The 21757-nt window shown below is 45.5% G+C and carries 16 protein-coding genes; 10 read left to right on the top strand and 6 right to left on the bottom strand.

Going from position 1 to position 21757, the window contains the following annotated elements:
- Nucleotides 1-168 precede the first annotated feature (168 nt).
- Nucleotides 169-1440, bottom strand: coding sequence for a D-tagatose-bisphosphate aldolase, class II, non-catalytic subunit (locus tag V1467_RS19440; RefSeq protein ID WP_416306639.1), 1272 nt, complete (start codon nt 1438-1440; stop codon nt 169-171).
- 403 nt (nt 1441-1843) lie between these two features.
- Between V1467_RS19440 and V1467_RS19445 the strand changes: the two genes are divergently transcribed.
- From V1467_RS19445 to V1467_RS19465, 5 genes are read left to right on the top strand one after another with little or no spacing between them, the layout of a single operon-like run.
- A complete protein-coding gene (locus V1467_RS19445) occupies nt 1844-4798 on the top strand; it encodes a TonB-dependent receptor (protein WP_416306640.1) in 2955 nt (984 codons plus the stop codon).
- A 46-nt stretch (nt 4799-4844) separates the two neighbouring features.
- On the top strand, nt 4845-5462 hold the full coding sequence (locus V1467_RS19450; protein WP_416306641.1) for an aspartyl/asparaginyl beta-hydroxylase domain-containing protein: 618 nt from the start codon (nt 4845-4847) through the stop codon (nt 5460-5462).
- A 10-nt stretch (nt 5463-5472) separates the two neighbouring features.
- Nucleotides 5473-7056, top strand: a complete 1584-nt coding sequence (locus V1467_RS19455; RefSeq protein ID WP_416306642.1) for a tetratricopeptide repeat-containing sulfotransferase family protein — start codon at nt 5473-5475, stop codon at nt 7054-7056.
- Nucleotides 7057-7071: 15 nt separating this feature from the next.
- Nucleotides 7072-7755, top strand: coding sequence for a hypothetical protein (locus tag V1467_RS19460; RefSeq protein WP_416306643.1), 684 nt, complete (start codon nt 7072-7074; stop codon nt 7753-7755).
- 8 nt (nt 7756-7763) lie between these two features.
- Nucleotides 7764-8525 (top strand): SapC family protein, encoded by a 762-nt coding sequence (locus tag V1467_RS19465; RefSeq protein WP_416306644.1) that lies wholly within the window; start codon nt 7764-7766, stop codon nt 8523-8525.
- On the opposite strand, the gene V1467_RS19470 is transcribed toward V1467_RS19465, so the two are convergent.
- From V1467_RS19470 to V1467_RS19485, 4 genes are all read right to left on the bottom strand, one after another.
- The gene (locus V1467_RS19470) at nt 8506-8922 is read right to left on the bottom strand and encodes a hypothetical protein (RefSeq protein ID WP_416306645.1); all 417 of its coding nucleotides are present in this window, start codon (nt 8920-8922) and stop codon (nt 8506-8508) included. The two genes, V1467_RS19465 and V1467_RS19470, sit on opposite strands and share 20 nt — an antisense overlap.
- A complete protein-coding gene (locus V1467_RS19475) occupies nt 8915-10276 on the bottom strand; it encodes a sugar MFS transporter (protein ID WP_416306646.1) in 1362 nt (453 codons plus the stop codon). Before V1467_RS19475 ends, V1467_RS19470 begins: the two co-directional genes overlap by 8 nt.
- Nucleotides 10277-10377: 101 nt before the next feature.
- Nucleotides 10378-11994, bottom strand: coding sequence for a beta-N-acetylhexosaminidase (locus V1467_RS19480; RefSeq protein WP_416306647.1), 1617 nt, complete (start codon nt 11992-11994; stop codon nt 10378-10380).
- Nucleotides 11995-12067: 73 nt separating this feature from the next.
- Complete coding sequence (locus tag V1467_RS19485; RefSeq protein ID WP_416306648.1) at nt 12068-13414, bottom strand: glycoside hydrolase family 16 protein; 1347 nt, start codon at nt 13412-13414, stop codon at nt 12068-12070.
- A gap of 367 nt (nt 13415-13781) precedes the next feature.
- Here V1467_RS19485 and V1467_RS19490 point away from each other — a divergent pair, with 367 nt between their 5' ends.
- From V1467_RS19490 to V1467_RS19505, 4 genes are read left to right on the top strand one after another with little or no spacing between them, the layout of a single operon-like run.
- On the top strand, nt 13782-14900 hold the full coding sequence (locus V1467_RS19490; RefSeq protein WP_416306649.1) for an SIS domain-containing protein: 1119 nt from the start codon (nt 13782-13784) through the stop codon (nt 14898-14900).
- A gap of 22 nt (nt 14901-14922) precedes the next feature.
- Nucleotides 14923-15831 carry an ROK family protein gene (locus V1467_RS19495; protein ID WP_416306650.1) on the top strand — a complete coding sequence of 303 codons (909 nt, stop codon included), beginning with the start codon at nt 14923-14925 and terminating at the stop codon, nt 15829-15831.
- Nucleotides 15828-16985, top strand: a complete 1158-nt coding sequence (nagA, locus tag V1467_RS19500; protein WP_416306651.1) for an N-acetylglucosamine-6-phosphate deacetylase — start codon at nt 15828-15830, stop codon at nt 16983-16985. The genes V1467_RS19495 and nagA overlap by 4 nt, the downstream gene beginning before the upstream one ends.
- Before the next feature lie 60 nt (nt 16986-17045).
- Complete coding sequence (locus V1467_RS19505; RefSeq protein WP_416306652.1) at nt 17046-18002, top strand: fructose-bisphosphatase class I; 957 nt, start codon at nt 17046-17048, stop codon at nt 18000-18002.
- Between the two features lie 165 nt (nt 18003-18167).
- Here V1467_RS19505 and ppc read toward each other — a convergent pair whose 3' ends face one another.
- A complete protein-coding gene (gene ppc, locus V1467_RS19510) occupies nt 18168-20786 on the bottom strand; it encodes a phosphoenolpyruvate carboxylase (RefSeq protein WP_416306653.1) in 2619 nt (872 codons plus the stop codon).
- Between the two features lie 187 nt (nt 20787-20973).
- Between ppc and V1467_RS19515 the strand changes: the two genes are divergently transcribed.
- Nucleotides 20974-21591, top strand: coding sequence for an FKBP-type peptidyl-prolyl cis-trans isomerase (locus tag V1467_RS19515; RefSeq protein ID WP_416306654.1), 618 nt, complete (start codon nt 20974-20976; stop codon nt 21589-21591).
- The last annotated feature ends 166 nt before the right edge of the window (nt 21592-21757 follow it).

The following is a 21757-nucleotide window of genomic DNA, read 5'->3' on the forward strand; positions in this document are numbered from 1 at the left end:
AAACTTTAGTCATTACTTTCACTCTTAGACTAAACCAATAGATATCTGGCTGTATGCTTTATCGCACCTGGGTTGCTCTGTAACAACAGTAAACATTGCTACAGGCAACGGCGTGATGCATTGGCTGTTAATACCACATGATTAATTCATTTTTTGTTTCATTTAATTTCATTGACATGCCTGCGAATACTTTTGCAGCACCAACCTGACTTTTGCGATAACAAGGGCATCAGGTGTTGGCTGCAATTCCCCCTGATTCACAGCATCAAATTGTTCAGGAAAAAATTGACTGACTAATGTCAACGGAATAGCTTGTTTGGTCAGGTTTTCAAACAATATGGCAAGAGCTTGCTGAACCGGTTGTTCCAGCCAGTAGTAACGGATACGGTCACTAAGGCTGAACAGACAGTCAATTTTCTGCTGATGTTGCTGCTGTGAATAATATTTTTGCCAATGACCGGGACTTTTTTGCATACAATCCAGCAATATGTTCTGGATATCGCTACATACATCGGCGTTACACAAAACCTGCTCAATAGCAGCCAGAGCAAAAATCGCCTCACGCATGGCAAAGGTAAGCCAGGGTCCGACTTTAAGAATGGCAAAATGATCCTGTACCAGTTGCTGCAGATTTTCGGCGCTCTGATAATCGGTAGAATGGGCTTCAAAAACCATATCCGCTTCGGTATCCAGCATTTTGCTTAATGCCTGAGCCTTATCGGCTTGATAGTGATGGATAGAGTGCGCACCAAACTCAACCCCCGGCTGCACTACCAGGCCGATAATGCGCGGCCATACTTCAATTAACTGCGCTTTGGTAAAAGCTTCTTTATGAATAGCCAGGGTCTGCGCTGCAGCATCCACCGCAGTGACCTGTAATACTTCTTCATCGTCGTTACTTCCCCCCGGAACCGGGACTTCAGTGCCGATGACGTAAACAGGCGGTGGCAACTTTGCCTGAATACTGGCTTGTTCCGCTATTTTGCACAATCTGGCGGCACGCATAGCGACCTGATGATCAGATAAAGGAACTGGATCGTCTGCACAGGACATGGAACAATCGAGATGAATTTTGCTGTATCCGGCTTTGACATACTCAGCGATCAGCACATCTGATTTCGCCATCGCCTCTTCAGCACTGAGGTGCTGCCAACAATTGGGGCCTAAATGATCACCACCAAAAATCAGCTGCTGTAGCGGAAATCCGGTGTCATGTGCCAGTTTATGTACATATTCACGAAAATCCGCTGGAATCATACTGGTATAGCCGCCGTCCTGATTTACCTGATTGGAGGTAGATTCAATCAGGAGTTGCTCATGGTTTTGTTTCGCATGCAGCATGGCTGCTTTCAGCACTAGTTGGTTGGCTGAACAAACGGAATAGATCCCGCCACCTTTACCTGCTTTGTGTTTTTTAATTCTGTCTGCCAAAGAAATCATTAATGCACTCCTGCCATCATGGCTGTTTACAACTGCTATTTACGTTTAAGGTCAACTATTTGACCTATACAATGAAATAAAATGAAACTTAATTCAACCTAATATTAAGTTTTTAAGATTAAAAAGAGTATTAAATGAAATTTATGTTGCTTTTAATTTAATCGTATGGTTATATTTTCTAACATTGCGAGGTAATAGGTTCGTAGGCCTGATTAACGCAGGATTAACTGACTTGAATGTTATTTAATTGATTAACTTAGAGAAAGTATCATTTAATCCGTAGTAGAGTTGTCCGGCTTTTGTGCAGTGATGCCTGCAATATGGTGATGTTTTATCTTTCGAATACGGTTTAAATAAAACCAAATGAAATAAAAGCTAAATTATTATAAAAAAGGAGAAATACGTGAAACACAAAGCAATCACTAGCACTCCCTTAAGCCGCCCCTCCAGAGTCGCTGCAGCAATAAGCGGGATTTTGCTCGCTAATATTGGAGCAGTGTTTGCTCAGGACGCAACACAGAACACAACCGACCCCAATGACGTTGAAGTCATTCAGATTCAGGGGATCCGTGGCGGTGTGATAGCGGGTCTGGAAGTGAAACGTAATTCAGATGTTATCGTTGATGCGATATCTGCCGAAGATATCGGCAAATTTCCCGATGCAAACCTGGCCGAAGCGCTGCAGCGGATACCGGAAGTGTCTATCGACCGGGACTCGGGCGAGGGGCGCTTTGTGACCATTCGCGGATTGGGACCAGAATTTAACTCCGTTTTATTAAACGGGCGTCATGTTGCCAGTACCGAACCAACTCGTGCGTTCAGTTTTGATACCATCGCAGCAGAACTGGTCAGTGAACTAAAGGTTTATAAAACCCAGAATGCTTCGTTGAGTGAAGGTGGACTGGGTGGAACCGTTAGCGCCATTACCGCTCGACCCTTGTCGTATGATGGTTTGCAAATCAGAGGTTCAATCAAGGCAGGTTATGAAGCCGAAGCGGAAAAGACCACACCACAGGGTTCTTTCCTTATTAGTAACACCTTCGCAGATCGAACAATTGGCGCTTTATTAGCAGTGTCGCTGCAATCGAGAAAAAACCGTGTTTATCAAACCAATTCCAGTGGTATACGTACTCAGGGTACATTTTTAAGTAGCTACAAATCCGCCTATGCCTACGTGGCGTATACCAACCTGGATTACGATGCAGTGTATCGTCCGGTTGAAATTAGCCGCAATGTGAAAGATGAAGATCGTGATCGTCTGGGTATCAGCGGAGTATTGCAGTTTCGCCCGAATAATAACCTGGATGTCACCCTCGACTACCTTTATTCCAAATTTAAAGTGCAATCGACCACTAATCAGGTTAGTAACTGGATTGGAGCGGTATATGCGCCATCACCTTATGCCGGTGGCCAGTTTGGCATGCCCTCAGAAAGCGATATGCTGACTGACATTTCACAGACTGAAGTGGATGAAAATGGCGTATTTACCCGCATTTCCAATGGTATCTCCTGGGGAACGGGACAGGCTTACAACAGGTTGGATGATTTCCGTGATACCACTACCCAGATGCTAGGTGCCAATGTCAGCTACGCCTTCAGCGATGATATAAAGATGAATCTGGATGCGGCATGGTCAAAAGCCAAAGATAGTAATCCCGGCCTCAATTCGCGCCGCAGCCTGGAAGTGATCAATGGTGAAACTATCGTCATTGACCTAAGCCAGGATGTACCTTTTATCACCCAAACACCGGATTCATTCCTTGCAAAGCCTGAAAATGCCCAGAATTTGCGGGTGAGACGCCAGTTTGACTACGGTGAGGATGTAGATGCCGAAAATGTTGATGTTAAGCTAGATTTTGTGATCAACAGCTTGAAGGATTTGACAGTACGCACCGGCTTTGCCTATGAAACCGCAGAAAAAAGTAGCGATACTTATGAAACGCCAGACTTTGTACAGACGTTGTACCATCAGTCAACGTCAACGGGAACACCTTTCCCGGACGGAGGCTTTGAACAAATCAGTGATGGTATTATGCAGGTCGACTCGACCAAACTGGGTCAGCCGGGCAGCTCAAATAACGATATTTTCCTGATTAATCTGGATGCATTTAATGCATTAATTAATGATCCGCAGTTTGCCAGCAGTGTAGCAGAACAGTATGGCAGCGATCCGCGCAGGGGAGCCAACACCTTACGTAATTATCAGGCATTTCTGGATAATGGCGGGTTTGGAGCAGCACTGACCGGCGACTCATTTGCAGTGAAAGAAAAGGTCTTTTCTTATTATCTGGAAGGTGCCTATGACTTTGAAATGGCCGGCATGTACGGACAATTTACCGTCGGTGCCAGATACACCAAAACCGATTTAGATGCAGTAGGTTATTCTCGCGTAATCAATGATTTATCGGAAACACCCTGTGATTTTAATCCACAACAAACCTGTCTGGTGCCGTTATATGCCGATCCGGATGGTCCCGAGGGGCTAACCCGACAGGCCTTGTCCAACAGCTACGATAATCTGCTGCCTTCAGCCAACTTAAAACTGGAACTGACCGATGATGTCGTACTGCGAATGGCCGCTTCTAAATCCATGACACGCCCTTTCCTGGAAGATATGGCACCTAAATTTATACCGGGGACCATGAATGCTGACTTGCGAGTAGCGCGCTCAAATAATAGCGAGTTGACACCTTATATGTCATTCAACCTGGATGCATCACTGGAATGGTATTTTGCAACAGGCAGTATGGCGTCTATTGCAGCGTATAAAAAACGCATAGATGATTATATCGTCAGACGTACCGTAGATGATGTCGTAGTGGATTCCATTGCCAACAGCGCCTACAACACTTTTCAGGTCACTATGCCATCAAATGCCGAAGACATTGAAGTATCCGGTATTTCTGTCAATCTTACCCAGGTATTTGATAATGGTCTGGGTTATCAGGCGAATCATACCTTTGTAAATACGGATACCGAATTTGACGGTACCTCCTTTGATGAAACTAAACCGGCGTTACCAGGTCTGGGTGACACCACAAACGTGGTGGTATTTTATGAGGATGGCCCGTTTGGAGCGCGTTTAGCCTATAACAAGCGCAAGAAGTTTTTGGCTAATGCACAATACGCCAGTGGTTACGTATTCGGCGAGGAGTTTTCCGAACCGGTATTTGCCGCCGACTATGAGCAACTGGATGCCAGGGTGAGTTACGCCTTATTTGATGGTATTACTGTGTTTGTAGAAGGCGTTAACCTAACCGGAGAAACATTGCGTCGCCACGGCCGATTTGAAAATCTGTTTGTGGACTACAGCAATTTTGGTAAGCGCTATGTATTAGGCTTATCCGGGAAATGGTAGAAGTCAGGTGCCCTGCTATCGGGGCGCTTTGTTTTACAGGTGGCAAATGTACTTTGAAGGCAAGTTTAGAAAAATAGGACAAGCCGACTGTTCAGCGTTGGCAGAATACATTGCGGCCATGCCTGATTCAGTCTGGAATGAAAATACCGACAGGCAGAATGTGTATGATGTACACGCCAGCACACAGATGATCCCGTTAATATTTGATGCCGATTTCAGGCATCGCTTTCCCACCGTACATAAACAACTTGCCGGATTCTCCCAGTGGCTGGAGCCTGCAATGCAAAACATCGTTGACTATTACCGGTCACTGGAAGAGCAGCATGAGGACTATCAAAAACTGCGTTTTAACCAAGCCTATTTTGTGCGCATCATTCTGGTACGCCTTGCCGCAGGCACTGAAATCAAACCGCACACCGATCACGGCTATTCACTGAGCCGAGCGCACCGTATTCACTGGCCGGTTATTACCAATGAAGCAGTGTCTTTTTGTATCGATGATGAAAATAAAACCTTGCCTGCAGGGGAGTTATGGGAAGTGAACAACAGACGCACCCACAGTGTTAAAAATGCCAGTCAGTTTGCTCGTTATCATATTATTTTTGATTTTGTCATCCCCCATGAAGCCATTAACGATCCGCAACTAGGGCGATTACAGGCGTGAGTGTAGCCAGATGCCGTTAACCGCTACCGATCATCAACAACAAATAGAGCAGGCCAAACAATATCTGGACAACAGGCAACTGGTTCAGGCCGACGCTATTTTACAGCAACTGGTTCACACTCACGCTGACGATATTGAGATTCACTTACTGCAATCCCAGATATTTGAACTAAGAGGCTGGCATCAGCAGCAACTTGACTGTTTGATGAAAGTTGTCGACTTTTCCTCGCAACATCCGCAAATTCTGGTGCGTATCGCCTTTGCACAACTTGCCTTAAGCCAATTTGCACAGGCACAAAACTCAGCCGTTAGCGTACTGCACAATCCAGCCGCCAGCAGTGCCGATTGGCGAAATTGCGGTAAATTATTTCATGCAATAGGCTTGTATAAATTAAGTGCACAAGCCTACTCCAAGGCAGTGCAGCAGGGCGAGAACAGCGAAAGTATTTATTACGATCTGGGAATGGCGCACACCTTGTCCGGCCAGATCCCGCAGGCAGTGGATGCCTACCACAAAAGCATTCAAACCTATCCTGATTATGCCATGGCTTATGCCGGATTAAGTAAAGCGCGTAAGGCGACTGAGCAAACCAATCACACTCGGCAATTAGAAAAACTGCTCGAAAATACCCGTAACCCCTGGGCGGCGATTAATTTATATCATAGCCTGGCCAAGGAATGGGACGATTTGGGGCAGTATCAACAATCATTAAATACACTGGAAACCGGTAAACACAAACTGCGCAGGGTTTGTCCGCATACTGCAGCATTTTGTGTGGATAATGCCGCGGCAATCAAAAACGTTTATCAAAAATATATCAACAGCATACCTCAACAAGCGGAAAGTGATTCAGCGCAGCAGCAAAGCCCGATTTTTGTTACCGGTATGCCAAGAAGTGGTACCACAGTAGTGGAACGCATACTGACCAATCACAGTGAGGTGGTGGGCTGTGGTGAACGTTTGCAGTTTAGTCTGGCTGCCAAATCGCAGGGTAAAAAATCATACACTGCATTATTTGATGCTCAATCGCTGGATGAGCAGTGGCAGCACAGCGATTTTGCACAGATTGGTCGTCAGTATCTGCAATCTACCGCTTACCTGCACAACGGTGCACGCTACTTTGTGGACAAACTACCGCTTAATATTTTTTGGGCGGGAGCCATTCTCAAAGCGCTGCCACAGGCAAAAATAGTATGCTTGCTGCGCGATCCGCTGGATACCCTAATAGGTAATTATCGCCAGGTATTTGAATATGGCAGTGGGACTTATACCTACACACTGGATTTAGTCTCCTGTGCCCGTTATATAAAAATATTTCGTGAACTGGCCTTGTGGCTAGCAGCGCATTTTCCACAGCGCGTGACTCTGGTGAGTTATGAAGAGCTGGTTAGCCAGCCACAAACTCAGGCTAAAGCCTTGCTGGAATTTTGTGGACTAGAGTGGCAAGCACATTGTGTTGATATTCATAAAAATCAGGCTGCGGTCGGCTCTGCCAGCGCTGCGCAGGTAAAAGAACCTATTCATCATCGGTCTAAAGGGCATGCAAAAAACTACCTTGCCTGGATGTCGGAAATGGAACATTTTTTTGATTAATGCAAAGGACAGTTAATGGTTATTTGCCCTAAATTTGTATTCCTGCATATGCACAAATCTGCCGGCACCTTTGTTAACCGGATGCTGCTTGAACGAATTCCTTATGCCAAACAAATTGGTTACCACCTGCCGTACAGCGAATTACCGGCTGCCTACCAGCGTTTACCTGTTATGGGAACGGTACGTAACCCCTGGGCTTATTATGTATCCTGGTTCAGTTTTCAGTCGCAAATGGCTCAACCCAATCTGTTATTTAATCTTGTGAGTAACTATGGACAACAGGGTTTTGAACAAAGCATAAGCAATCTGCTCACTCTGTCGGACAACAGTCAGCTACGCGATAAACTGATGGCATCCTTGCCCGAACAATTCCAAAATAGCGGTTTAAACCTGATTCGCTCTGATATCGAACATATGCAGACAGACACCGGGTTTTATTCGTTTTTGTATCAGCGCATGTATAAGGGCGCGAATTCACCGACCGTGCTACCGGCAGAGAACCTGAGAGACAGTTTGCGGCATTATCTTGAACAAACCGATCCGTTTTTAGTGGCGCGCACCACTGATTATTTGCAACATGCGCCCCAGGCCAATAGCAGTAAACACAGACCATACCGCGAATATTACTCTACCGAATTAAGTGAACTTGTCGCACACCAAGACCGGGCGCTTATTCAAAAATATCACTATCAATTTTAAGGTTTATTATGCAGTCATTTGATTCAAACAATTCACTGGTTCCTGTTGCTGAACTTGGCGAGCAGAATCTGGGGATACTGCCAGCCAGTTCATTTGCTCACTTAAAATCCATCACATGCAGCAGTATTGTTGCCGAAGAAGTGACAGAAATTGCCAGTGACTGTCCGGTGGTATTATTACGTGATGAGCAGTCTGGCAAATTTCAGTTAACAGCTATTTTAGGCCTGACCCCCCAACATAATCTGATGCTTGATCAGCAAGGTCACTGGCGGGGACTCTATATGCCAATAGGGCTGGAAATTGCTCCTTTTAGTTTTTGTCTGGCGGAAGAAGAAAACACCCGCTTGCGTGTGGATATGTCGTCACCGCTGGTTGCAACAAATCAGGGCAAACCACTATTTGAAAACGGTCAAAAATCTGCCTTTTTAGCTGATATGACCCACCAACTTGAACTGGTTCAGGATGCGATGTTGCAAACAGAAATTTTTGTTGAGGCACTGGTTAACCGCAATCTGATTACCGAATGCCAGTTAACTCTGCAACTTGAGGGACAACAGCCGCAAACAGAAGAATTTTTCACTATCAATACTTCTGAATTAAGTTATATGGCCAATGAAGACATCATCGATTTTCACCGCAAGGGTTACTGGTCACCCCTATTTGCAATACGTAATTCATTGAATCAATTCAAGCGGCTGCTTAATTTACATCAAACAGCCACGTCACAAAAAGGCAGTTTGTCGTTACAGATTAATCAGGATCAAGATTAGGATTTGCAGTAACGCGTTGCCATTGTTCAACAATGTCATCTGAATAAATAAACCAGTTCTCGCCAGCCAGTTTATAGGTGAAATCATGCCGCTTACCTATAAACTGCGGTTGATCATGCGCTATAAACTGTTCGCTGTAATGGTTGTCTGCAAGCTGATAACGCCCCATTTTGGCACCGAAGATCTTTTTGCCGGCATCCTGGGTAATCACCGAATAATAACCGTCCTTTAGTATCTTGTACGAAACAAAGCTGTCACGGATGTCCAGGGTTACCCACTGCTGCTCACCCTCATATTGGTGTTTGGCGGACACCAGCTTCCACACTCCCTCGAGCGTATTGGCCAGGCACCCCGCAGATAATAAACCGCACACAACAGCCGTTGATAATTTAATCATTGGCGAATTCCTGAGTTGATAACGGCTTATTAGCACTGGGTTGCCGAGCCACTTTGTGTCCTTTAATGGCATAAAACAAAATAAACAGATAACAGGGCAATAAAATGGCATATGCAGTAAAGATTGAACTGACAGAAGACAACCCACCGTATACCAATGGCATGATCGCACCACCGGCAATAGCCATAATCAGAACCGCTGAGCCTTTGGCGGTATATGCACCCAGTCCTTTTAACGCCATTGGCCAAATTGCCGGCCATACAATCGCATTAGCAAACCCCAGAAAGGCAATCAGGTAAATGATATCCGGGATATTCTTGTTGCTGACAAACTCCAGTACCGAATGACTGAGCAAAAATGAATCTGATGGAATGCACAATATAAAAATGGTAACTATCATCCCTATGACCGCGGAGCTAGCCAAGGCTTTTTCCTGACTTAGCAAACGCGGAATGAGTACTAACCCGCACAGGTAACCTGCCACCATAAAGGCCATGGTAAAAGAAGTCAGTGAAGTTGCATTGGCCAAGCCTAATTTAGAGCCTACAAGCCCGATAGTGTCACCAGCGATAACCTCTGCCCCTACATACAGAAACAGCGCAATGACACCAAAAATCAGATGTGGGAAATGTAACAACCCACGTAAACTAACTGATTGTTGTGCTTTGTCCTGCGCATTTTCGTTGTGCATGTCAATATCAGGTAAAGGGGAAAACTTGAGTAATAACGCCATCACCAACAATACCAAAGCCATACAGCAATAGGGCATGATCAGCGATGCAGACAAATCGCTCATCAGGTTGTTTTTGTCCGTTACTGACAACAGCTCGATGCTTTTAACGCTGACATCAGCAAAGTCACTCAACACCAGAGACGTAAAAGCAATTGGCGCTAAAACACCTGCACTTTTATTCAGCACCCCCATAATAGAAATCCGTACTGCGGCGGTTTTTTGATCCCCCATGACCACCAGATAAGGATTGGCTGCCGTTTGCAAGATAGTTAACCCTGCGCCTAACACAAATTGTGCACACAAAAATAGGGCAAATTGCCTTGAGAGTGCTGCTGGCACAAACAGCAAAGCGCCTGCCGCAATCATGGTCAAGCCAATGCACATGGCATTTTTAAGACCAAATCGCTCAATCACTTTGGCCATAGGCAATGCCATGACGACATAAGCGATATAAAAACTGAATGCGACCACCAGGGATTCTGTTGGGGTTAATTCACAGACAATCTGCAAGAAAGGGATAAGTGCGCCATTCAGCCAGGTGATAAAACCAAAAATAAAAAACAATGTGGCAATAATCAGCAAAGAGAGCAGCGCCGTAGACTTGTTCGAATGATGATGCATAAAAGTTATTCCGTTATTAATAGGGCGTGTTGATCTTTGGTGTATGAGTTTTGTTCAAATCCAAAGCCTTTTGATCGCGACGCCCTAGACTAAGCGCTGGCTTAGTCCTGAATATCCGCAAATAAAATGTCGTTCGCAGACCAGATGGCCTTCAACTTCACTAACCTGCGCTTAAAATCTGCGAAGTTTTTTGCAGCCGGCTCAGTCCAGTCCACCTCGGCATAAGCCGCAATACGGGGGAATATCATGTATTCCAGCTCTCCACGTGTGGATGCCCATTCGGTCCACATCTGGCAGCCACTACCAATTATTTTATGCTTGAGCCCGTCAGCCAGCCCAGCTGGTACAGGATCGAAGTCATAGGCCTTAGCCAGAGGAATGGTTTTGTAGTCGTAATCCAGGTAGGTTTCGCTGTGAATAGAGTTAACAATATCAAATCCATCCTTTGCCGCTTTGGTCGCCAGCGCCAAATCGCCTTTCCAGAAGTGCACCACACTGGATTTGGCCAGAGACTGATTAGATTCGGTATCTGCTTCACTCTGATATTCATGCAGGTGATGACCGAGAATCTCATTCCAGCCCATCATTCGCCTACCTTTACTCTGCAAATACTGGGAAATCATATTGGTGAAATACACCTGCAATTCTGCTGGTGTTTGCAGATTATGCTGCTGCATAAATTGCTGAACATGCGGTGAACTTTTCCATTGGTCGTACTTCACTTCGTCGCCACCGATATGGATCACCTTGGAAGGGAACAGCGCTACCACTTCATCCAGTACATCTGTTAAAAAGCCAATGACCTTGTCATCGCTGACATCATAAACATCTTTAGACACACCAAATTTGGTCGGTACCTCAATGGCTTTTTTGCTGGTACCCAGCCAGCTGTAAGACGCAATGGCTGCACTGGAATGACCGGGCATTTCGATTTCAGGCACGATAGTAATGTGTCGGTCTGCAGCATATTTTACCAGTTCGCGGATCTGCTGCTGGGTATAAAAACCACCGTGGGGTTCACCGGATTGTTTGGGAGAGTCCCATTTCTCGGCACCCACTTGCGTACTTTTACGCATGGAACCTATTTCAGTCAGTTTAGGATACTTTTTAATTTCAATGCGCCAACCCTGATCATCTGCCAGATGCCAGTGGAAAACATTCATTTTCAGGCGTGCCATTTCATCCAGCATCTTTTTAACCTGATGTTCACCAAAAAAGTGTCGCCCTTCATCCAGCATAAAAGCACGCCAGGCAAATCTGGGCGCATCGGAAATGGTCATGGTATCCAGAGAGTAAGGAAAGCTGCTGGCAACAGACTCTCCATTCTGGATGATTTGCATCAGGCTCTGTACGCCATAAAACCAACCTGCATCAGTTGAAGCACGGATTTCAATACCTTGCTGGTTAATCTCCAGATCATAAGCTTCTGGTTTCATTGTCTTGTCAGTGCTGAATACTATGCTGTTTGTTGTGCAGTTTTGCTTAACCACCAGCGTCTGACCAAAAACTGAAGTGATAAAGGTATTGAGTAGCTGTGCCGATGATTGGCTCTGCGCAGATGCGCATATCAAGGTATCAGCTTGCATAGACCATTTGCCGCCGGTGAGCGCGACCTGCTGCGGCTGTGGAATAATATTAGGGGTCACTTCTGCAGCAATACATGGCGTATGCAAGGCAACAATGGCGATTAACAGGGTGAAAATTCGCTTTATGATCATTTTTTTCTCTGCTTTTATTGTATGAAAACACCGCTGCCTGGTTATATCAGCGGTGTTTACAGATGTTGTTATATTATTCGACGCAGCCAATTAAACCGGCGCAGGGATAGCTTTCAGCCACTGCTGCATCATTCGGTTCGTCAAATGCGGTAAACCTGAAGTAATCGATCACCATATTGTCAGAATCAAAATCCGCAACGCCAGCCCAGCCATTAGCAAACCAGACAGCTAGCCACAAACGCCCCTTATAATTTGGAATATGATCCGTTTCTGTATAAAGATACTGGCCGTCACGATAGAATTCCACACGTGGTGTTTCGCCATTTCCGCCGGTGTGCCAAATGAATTTATAGTCGTGAAACTGACCATCTGCGTTGTCACCGCTGTTAACGTAATTGACGTCATATTCGCTTTCTCTTTCACCTCGCCAGGTATTAGCCAGCAGATAATCAAAAGAAATATTTTCAAACGCAGCGTTAGGACGCCCGGGGATCTCGATATCAATTTCGTGATTCGATGCCCAGTAACTACCGGTTCCATTGTTATCAATGTATTCCTGATCACCGGGATAAAATTCCTGATAATGGAAAGTCCAGATAGTCGAAACCGCACCTAATTCAGGCAATACTTTCATGCGTACTTCATAAATACCGGAACCCAGATAATCTTTGGATGCTATACCTCCTCCGGTCTTCTTACCATCGGAACGCTGAGAACCATCTTTATTGATGCCACGTACCGGGCCGGTATAATCATTGCCTAATCCGGTCAGTACCAGATTACCATTTGAAACCGCGACATTATCTTCAACCACACCACCATTGGCGCCGTTGCCACCCCATTGTTTGCGAAGTACATACCATTTGCTGCTATCAACCGTAGAACCGTCAAAATCGTCACAAAGAGTGTAGTTACCATCACAATTACCGGTTCCTGAACCACCTCCACCACCAGAAGTTTCACCACTAGCCGGCAGGTCTAGAACAGGCACGCCCAGCTCTACATCTTTAACATATCCGGTACCGGGATCCTGATAGCGCCATACTGAAGAATAAACGATGACTGTGTCGCTTTGCGCAACGAAAGTAATAGGTTGAATTGCTTTATAAGTGGTTTCACTTTTGTAGTGTTCAATGTTTTCTGTGCCATTTAGCACCCCGATATACGTCTTTAGTCCGTCACGGGTATTTTTGACTTTACCTCGCAGGGTGTAGGTTTGGCCCTGCTCCACATCGAGTTCAATCTCTGCTCTGGCAATATCATTCCAGTCACCCACAAGCTCAAGCACATCACCCGTCTGGCTGGTGGTGCCGGACTTATTTACCCAAGCCGATGCGTTGGCTTGCAGTGCAAATAGTGTGGTTAATACGGTCAGGCATAGCAGGAATTTTCGTGATACAAGTTTTTTAGTTGGATACATTGTTTTCTCCTCTTTATTTGTGTTTTACATCACAACGTCCGCTGCCTAGGGTCAGACAATGCTGTCAGCCCGATAAATATCAGCTAGGCGATATTCCCATCAACTACATCTGGCGCATGATGTACATTCACAATACAACATCATAGCGCGTAAAAACAACAATAAAATTTCATTTTATTTCATTTTATGTTTTTTTATGTTTTATTTTACGGTATAAATAAAAAGACAGCGTAAGATATCCGCTAATATATATTTAAATGAAATTTTGCCAATGATAGTGAATACAGATGGTATGGCACTGTAAAAAGAGAGAAGGCGAGATTGCTAAGCGCCTTTCCAATCCTTGGCCCGAGTAAGGAATACCTTAATGACTTATAAGCTTTTGTTTGATGAGCATTTTCTGCAAAGTCGTAATGCATACTGGACGGCGACCGAGATCTGCCAGCAACCAGATGTATGGAAGCAAAGTGCTGACCAAATTGACCGGCTTAAAAATGAAATCAACACATTTCTTCAACCATTACTCAGTCAGCAGCCTTTAAGAATAATACTCACTGGCGCAGGAACATCAGCCTATATAGGTGAAGTGCTGGCCCCTTATCTCAGCTACGTATTACAACGACAGGTGGAAGCTATCAGTACGACAGATATTGTCAGTAATCCTCAACAATATCTGATAGCAGAAATTCCAACTCTACTGATATCTTACGGCAGATCAGGAAACAGTCCGGAAAGTGTTGCAGCCTACAATATTGCCAATCAGGTGATTAAACAGTGTTTCCATTTGATTATCACCTGTAATGAAAGTGGTGAATTGGCAGTTAAAAGTAAGGGCAATCACAATGCATTTACGCTGCTAATGCCTGCGAGTTCCCTGGATCAGAGTTTTGCAATGACCAGCAGTTTTACTGTGATGCTGGCCAGTACCCTGTATTTATTTACTGAAAGCAGACAGCAGCTGGAACAGGCAGCTAAAGCGGCTGAACATTGTATTTCAGCATTGCCGGCTTCGATTAAGTCTATAAGTGAAAACCAGTCACAACGTGTGGTTTTTCTTGGCTCGGGGGCTCTGCAAGGTTTTGCCAAAGAGGCTGCACTTAAAGTACTGGAGTTAACTGCGGGCGAGTTGATAAGTTACAGTGAAAGCCCGCTAGGTTTCAGGCATGGACCAAAATCGATAGTGACACCTTCGACCACCATTATAGTGATGGCGTCTGATTCGCCTTATACCTTAGGTTACGATAAGGATTTGGTGGACGAACTGGTTAATGACGGTATCGCCAAAGACATTATCGTACTGGATAAAAATACTTTTGGTCAGAAAGAGTCATTATCTGAACCCTGGGCTGGTTTGGCCTATATCGTTTATTGTCAGATATATGCTTTTTATTGTTCATTACAAAAAGATATATCTCCAGATAATCCTTGTCCTACGGGTGAAGTAAACCGCGTTGTACAAGGCGTTACTATTTATTCTTTGAAATAGAAGTTAGTGGAATGACGATATTATGACGACTTTTATTTACGGCATTGATATAGGCGGTACCAAAATGGAACTGTCAGTTTTTGATGCCAATTACCACTGTGTAAAAAGCTGGCGTGTTGCGACACCTGCAACGAATTATCCGATGTTTTTAAATGCACTCCAAGAAATGGTGCAACAGGCTGACAGTCTAACCGACTGCCAGGGTCGAGTGGGAATCGGCATGCCGGGTATTATCGATAAACAAGGATTAGTTAAATCAGCCAATGTGCCTTGTGCAACTGGCAAGGCAATTAAAAAAGATATTGAACAGGTCTTACAGCGACGTATTGCCATTGAAAATGATTGCCGTTTGTTTGCTTTTTCAGAAAGCAATGGTGGAGCGGGTAACGGTTACGCCATTGTGTATGGCGCTATTATCGGTACCGGAGCCGGCGGTGGGTTGTGTATTCAGGGCAGTTTATATTCCGGGGCAAATAATATCGCCGGTGAGTATGGTCATCTGCCGGTGTCAGCACAGTTGATAGCTAAGTACCAACTTCCAGTTTTGGATTGTGGTTGCGGGCTGATCGGCTGTTATGAACCTTATATATCAGGCCCCGGCTTGGCGAATATCTATGCACTATATGGTGGAGAACCGAATACCCAGATATTGGTAAACCAGCTACGCGCAGGCGACCCTAAAGCAGTAAAAGCTTTTGGGTGTTATATAGACTTACTCGGTGCTTCTTTTGCTTCCATCGTATTATCTTATGATCCCGACATCATTGTGCTGGGTGGCGGTTTATCCAAAATAGATGAAATTATCAGTGCATTACCTGCAGCAATTGAAATGCATTTATTTAAAGGTGTACAAAGCCCGGTGATTGCCCCGGCCATTTTTGGTGATGCGTCAGGTGCCCGGGGAGCGGCGCTGTTGGGAGCTATTCAGTGAATCAGCAAGCCTATTATTTATCCCCCAAACAGATAGTCACCCCGGCAGGCATAATGAAAAACCGTCACCTGCTAATAAAAAACGGCCTGATCAGTGAAATCACGGATAAGCCGCAAAAAGATATCCCGATACATAATATTGCCGATTGCACCCTGGCACCCGGTTTCTTGGACTTGCATATTCATGGCCGGGAAGGTTGCGATGTTATGGATGCCAGCCGCGAGTCGCTGGAAGTGATTTCCCGTTCACTGGCCAGGCATGGCATAGTCGGCTTTCTCGCTACTACGGTAACTGATACCTGGCCTAAAACACTGGCGGCGTTTAATAATATAGGTGAAGCCTATAGCGGTAATTTGCCGGGAGCCGAGTTACTTGGTGCTTATAATGAAGGTCTCTTTTTCACTAAAGATCACAAAGGGGCACATGACGAGCAGTATTTTTTGCCACTGGATAAAAAGTATCTTGACGCCATAATCACCGCTGCCAACGGAGCGCTTAAGGTTGTAGCACTGGCTCCGGAATTACCCAACTCAGATGAGATTATCCGCTACCTCAGCAGTAAAAATATTAAAACCATGCTGGGTCATACTGCAGCCAATTATGAGCAAACCTGCTCTGCTTTGCATGCCGGAGCCTGTGGCGGGGTGCATGTGTTTAATGGCATGAGCGGTATACATCATCGCGATCCGGGTTGTGCTGGCGCCGTTTTACTGGATAAAAATGCCTATGTAGAAGTCATTGCTGATGGCATACATTTGCATCCGGCAATACTGGATATGATAGTCAGGTTAAAAGGCCAGGCTAAAGTCGGGTTGATTTCAGATTGTATCGTGGCTGGCGGCATGTGCGATGGTCAATACAAGCTGGGTATGCTGGATGTGACGGTAGAACAAGGTATTGCCAGAACGCAGTCAGGCTCGCTGGCAGGAAGCACCCTGACGCTGGAAAAAGCAGTTAAGAATATGTTTGAATCTACTCAGGCTGATTTAGTTCAGGTCATTGAAATGGCCAGTTTATCCCCGGCAACTTTTCTGGGGCTGGACAAGGAGCTGGGCAGCATCGAAATTGGCAAGAGAGCATGTTTAACCGCACTCGATCCACATTTTAATATAACAATGACCATTGTTGATGGCAGGATAGTCTACTCAGCCTGATATCAGGTCAAATCAATCACATAACTGCCAGTTAATGAGAATGAAGAAAGGACACTGACAATGTACACACAACTGATTGATGGCATGGACAAACTGCAGTTTTCAACCGGATTACAATCTGTTGTAACCAACATCATTGATAGTTGTGTCGATATTTATAAGTTATTGCCAGCCCAGCTTGCACAAAATGCCAATGCGTACCTGTCTGATGTGAATGTGCACGGCGAAAGACAAACCAAAGTCGACTTAGTGGCCAATGATATTATAGGCTCGGGTTTAAAACGTAATCCTCAGGTTGTTGCTTATATATCCGAGGAGGAGCATCAAAATGTCAGTGTGAACCCTTCTGGCAACTTCCTGGTGGCATTTGATCCGTTGGATGGCTCAGGCAATTTAGCCGTAAACGGTACTACCGCCACTATTTTTTCGGTTTTAGCCGCTGATACTGTATTAGCCACAGAAGGTGAAAAAGCATTTCTGCTACCGGGCAAACAGCAACTTTGCGCCGGCTATGTATTATACGGTAGCAGCTTAACCATCGTGATTGCGGATGGAAGACAAATAATCAGCTTTATATGGCAAGAGCAAGATAACCAACTGGTACCCGTTACGGATTGCTTTAATCCATCAGCAAATAACAAAGTTGTCTCAGCCAATATTGTTAAATATCGGAACTGGCCGCCTAATGTAGGTGAATTTGTGGATACACATATACTGGCGCAAAGCAGCGGCTATTCACTACGTTATCAGGCCACCATAGCCAGTGATATACATCGTATTATTAATAATGGCGGATTGTATCTATATCCGGAAGATTCACTTGATTACCCTGAAGGTAAAATTCGGTATTTATATGAGGCCTCACCACTGGCATTAATAACCGAATCCGTGGGTTTATGTGCTGTAGCTGCGGGCAAACGTATTCTGGATATATGCCCAACGTCCATTCACCAAACCATCCCCGTAGTTTACGGAACAGAATCCGTTATCAGACAGATTTACCCTGATAGCCTCTAACATTTCTTGTGGCGCCTTTTTACAGGTATCAGGAATAGCTCTTGAGTAACTTGTGTTCAAATTATTCAGGAATCAGGGTAGAGCTAGAAAAAGAAGTTCGGGATGCTCCGGCCAATAAAAAAGGCAGCTAAATAAGCTGCCTTTGCTATTTTACTACAGGTTATATTAACCAGTATTACGCATCCCCACGGCAATACCGGCAATGGTAATCATCATGGCTCTTTCCAGCGTATGGTTGGACTCATCTTCGGGTTGTTTACGTACCCGATCCAGTAGCTCAATCTGCAAATAGTGCAGTGGTTGCAAGTAACCGGCGCGTAATTGCATAGAATCTTTACCGGCCGGATCATTTTGCATTACCGAATCCTGTTTCAGCAAGGTATTGATTAACTTAATGCTGTCTTCCAGCTCATCTCGCAATGCCTGACCAAAATAACGCAATTCACCCGGTACCAAACGCTTGTCATATTCTTCACTGATGCTGACATCGGCTTTGGAAAATACCATGTCCAGCATCGACAAACGGGAATGGAAAAACGGCCAGTTTTCGATCATTTGGTCGATCAGCGGGCGGTTACCTTTATCAATGGCGGCCTGCATGGCTTTCATCGAACCTAACCAGGAAGGCAATACCAGACGGGTCTGGGCCCAGGCAAAGATCCAGGGAATGGCACGCAGACTTTCTACCCCGCCGTCAGGCTTACGTTTGGCAGGTCGGCTACCCAAAGGTAGTTTACCTAATTCCAGTTCCGGCGTGGCCACCCTGAAATAACGCACAAACTGCGGATCATCTCTGACGATAGAACGGTAATTATCGCGCCCGTCGGCGGACATGCTATCCATCAGTTCACGCCATTCGGGTTTAGGCGCAGGTGGTGGAGACAAGATGGCTTCCAGAATAGCACCGGCATACAGATTAAGGCTCTTCTTGGCCAGTTCCGGCATACCAAATTTATAGCGAATGGTTTCACCTTGCTCGGTGACCCGGAAACCACCTTTTAGTGAACCGGGCGGCTGCGACAAAATGGCCGCATAGGCAGGTAAACCACCACGACCAATAGTACCGCCACGGCCATGGAACAAGGTCAGTTCAACATCGTATTCCTCTGCCAGTGCAACCAAGGCTTCCTGCGAGCGATATTGGGCCCAGCTGGCGGCCAACGCACCGGCATCTTTGGCCGAATCGGAATAACCAATCATAACAAACTGCTTGCCACCAACACGCTGCAAATATTGCGGATGGGAAAACAGTTTTAGCATCACGTCAGCTGCATTGTTCAGATCATCCAGGGTTTCAAATAACGGTGCCACCGGCATTGCCCAGTCGATACCCATTTTTTGCAGCAGTAGTTGTACTGCGTACACATCGGACGGCAGGCTGGCCATGGAAATAATATAAATACCAAAACCGTCTGCACTATTGGAGGCAATAACCTTGCAAGTATCCAGTACTTCCTGAACCGCTTCGGATGGCTGCCAGCTAGCCGGGAACAGCGGCCTTTTCGAATGCAGTTCCTGCTGTAAAAACTGCTGCTTCTGCTCTTCAGTCCAGCTGTTGTAGTCACCCAGTTCGAGGTATTGGGTCAGTTCGGCAAACACATCTGAATGACGTTCAGAATCCTGGCGAATATCCAGTTTTAACAGATGAATACCAAAACAATGTACGCGACGGATACAATCCAGTAGTTCACCATCGGCGATAATGCCCATGCCACATTCGTGTAAAGAGCGATAGCAAAGCATCAACGGCTCCAGCAATTGATGCTGTGAGCTGATCCACTGACGTGGATCCACATCTTCCTCATTAACTGCGGCATTAAGCCCTTTAAAGGTAATACGTAATTTTTCGCGTAATTCGCGCAACACTAGACGATAAGGTTCCAGTGCATCACCGGCCAAGGCGCGTAATTCGTCGTTACATTCGCCCATCGACAATTCGGATTGCAATCTGTCTACATCACTAAAAAACAATGATGCGGCCCGTCTGCGTGCCAGCAACAAGACTTTTTGGGTGACTTTAGCGGTAACAAAAGGATTACCGTCGCGATCGCCCCCCATCCAGGAACTGATCCTGACCGGAGATGAGTCTATGGGTAAGCTTAAATCGTATTCTTCATTAACCTTGTTATCCAACTCACGGATAAACTCCGGCACCGCTTGCCACAGCGAGTTTTCGATCACCGAAAAGCCCCAGGATGCTTCGTCCACCGGTGTCGGGCGTACCGAACGAATTTCATCGGTATGCCAGGCCTGGGCAATCAAGTCAGCAATACGGCGCTGCAAGCTGGTTCGCTCGGAGTCGGTCAATTGAGAATGATGTAAACGGTCCAGGCAATGGGCCAATTCGGTGTATTTGTGGATCAGTGTGCGGCGGCTCACTTCGGTAGGGTGTGCAGTTAACACCAGATCGATACGCAATTGCTTTAACGCCGCAGATAAGTTCTGTTTATCCAGCTGGATGTTATCCAGTTCAGCAAAGAGTTTGTTGATTGGCTCAATATCGGTTTGAGCGCTGTTGTATTCTTGCTCGGCAATGTTAGCTAAATTAAGAAACTGGCAAAAAGCACGGCCTAATGTAAGCAAATCCTGATCATCAAGCCGGGAAAACAGGCTTTGTAACTCGGCTGCACTGGCATTATCGCCCTGAAATGCTTTACGTCCCTGTTTACGGACGGTTTCAATACGCTCGAGCCATTCTTCACCCAGTTGTGCCTGAATGGTTTCACCTAAAACTTTACCTAAATCCCGAACTGTGTCCTGCAAAAGATGTTTTTCACCACTCATGGCATCCTCTTTCTATTCTTTGAATCTATGAATTTATTAAGTATTTGGCGTCATTCTAGACCATAGATACTTAAAGCAGATTTTACCGCAGGGCTTTTTATAATAATTTGTTGTTCATTTATGCTAGCATGCGCAGCCCTTTTAAAGACAAAAGTATTTTTCACTTTTTTACATTTTCAGGAACATTATGTCTGATAAATATACTACGATTGAGCAGCAAGCCAGCTATGGCATAGGTTTGCAAATGGGCGAGCAATTAGCCGGCAATCCCTTCGAAGGCCTTGATATCTCTGCAGTACAAGATGGTATTGCCACAGCATTTAATAAACAGCCAAGTGCTGTGAGCAACGAAGATATGCGTGTGGCATTCGAGCAAATTCATCAACGTATGCAGGCCGCCAAAGAAGAGCAGTCCAAAGAACTGGTTGCCGCCGGTGCAGCTTTTTTGGCTGAAAACGCCAAACGTGACGAAGTGACCGTGACCGATTCCGGCTTACAGTACGAAGTAATCAACCAGGGCGAAGGCGATACACCGCAAGCCAACTCAACAGTGAAGACTCACTACCACGGCACCCTGATTGACGGTAGCGTATTTGACAGTTCATACGAGCGTGGCCAACCTGCAGAGTTTCCCGTTGGTGGCGTGATTAAGGGCTGGACTGAAGCATTGCAGCTGATGCCTACCGGCTCCAAGTGGCGTTTATATATCCCGCATGATCTGGCTTATGGCTCACAAGGTGCCGGTGCCGCTATTGCGCCATTTAGCACGCTGGTATTTGATATCGAGCTACTGGAAATTCTTTAATCTGCCCCGTCTCGGGTGAATATCCTTCGCCCGGGATCCTTTATGCGCACAATTCGGTAATCCGGTTATTCAGCATATAGGAAACATATTCTTTTTCGTATGGTTTTTTAACATTCTATTAAAAGAAAAGCGTTGATTTTACTGCTAAAATCGCTTGTTTAATCCT

The sequence above is a fragment of the Neptunicella plasticusilytica genome (assembly GCF_047922965.1).
In the GTDB taxonomy this organism is placed as follows: Bacteria; Pseudomonadota; Gammaproteobacteria; order Enterobacterales; family Alteromonadaceae; genus Neptunicella; species Neptunicella plasticusilytica.

What these genes read in the sequence shown, in the direction of transcription:
- V1467_RS19440 (WP_416306639.1), bottom strand. Translation starts at nt 1,440, where the DNA reads ATGATTTCTTTGGCAGACAGAATTAAAAAACACAAAGCAGGTAAAGGT.
- V1467_RS19450 (WP_416306641.1), top strand. Translation starts at nt 4,845, where the DNA reads ATGTACTTTGAAGGCAAGTTTAGAAAAATAGGACAAGCCGACTGTTCA.
- V1467_RS19455 (WP_416306642.1), top strand. Translation starts at nt 5,473, where the DNA reads ATGCCGTTAACCGCTACCGATCATCAACAACAAATAGAGCAGGCCAAA.
- V1467_RS19460 (WP_416306643.1), top strand. Translation starts at nt 7,072, where the DNA reads ATGGTTATTTGCCCTAAATTTGTATTCCTGCATATGCACAAATCTGCC.
- V1467_RS19465 (WP_416306644.1), top strand. Translation starts at nt 7,764, where the DNA reads ATGCAGTCATTTGATTCAAACAATTCACTGGTTCCTGTTGCTGAACTT.
- V1467_RS19470 (WP_416306645.1), bottom strand. Translation starts at nt 8,922, where the DNA reads ATGATTAAATTATCAACGGCTGTTGTGTGCGGTTTATTATCTGCGGGG.
- V1467_RS19475 (WP_416306646.1), bottom strand. Translation starts at nt 10,276, where the DNA reads ATGCATCATCATTCGAACAAGTCTACGGCGCTGCTCTCTTTGCTGATT.
- V1467_RS19480 (WP_416306647.1), bottom strand. Translation starts at nt 11,994, where the DNA reads ATGATCATAAAGCGAATTTTCACCCTGTTAATCGCCATTGTTGCCTTG.
- V1467_RS19485 (WP_416306648.1), bottom strand. Translation starts at nt 13,414, where the DNA reads ATGTATCCAACTAAAAAACTTGTATCACGAAAATTCCTGCTATGCCTG.
- V1467_RS19490 (WP_416306649.1), top strand. Translation starts at nt 13,782, where the DNA reads ATGACTTATAAGCTTTTGTTTGATGAGCATTTTCTGCAAAGTCGTAAT.
- V1467_RS19495 (WP_416306650.1), top strand. Translation starts at nt 14,923, where the DNA reads ATGACGACTTTTATTTACGGCATTGATATAGGCGGTACCAAAATGGAA.
- V1467_RS19505 (WP_416306652.1), top strand. Translation starts at nt 17,046, where the DNA reads ATGTACACACAACTGATTGATGGCATGGACAAACTGCAGTTTTCAACC.
- ppc (WP_416306653.1), bottom strand. Translation starts at nt 20,786, where the DNA reads ATGAGTGGTGAAAAACATCTTTTGCAGGACACAGTTCGGGATTTAGGT.
- V1467_RS19515 (WP_416306654.1), top strand. Translation starts at nt 20,974, where the DNA reads ATGTCTGATAAATATACTACGATTGAGCAGCAAGCCAGCTATGGCATA.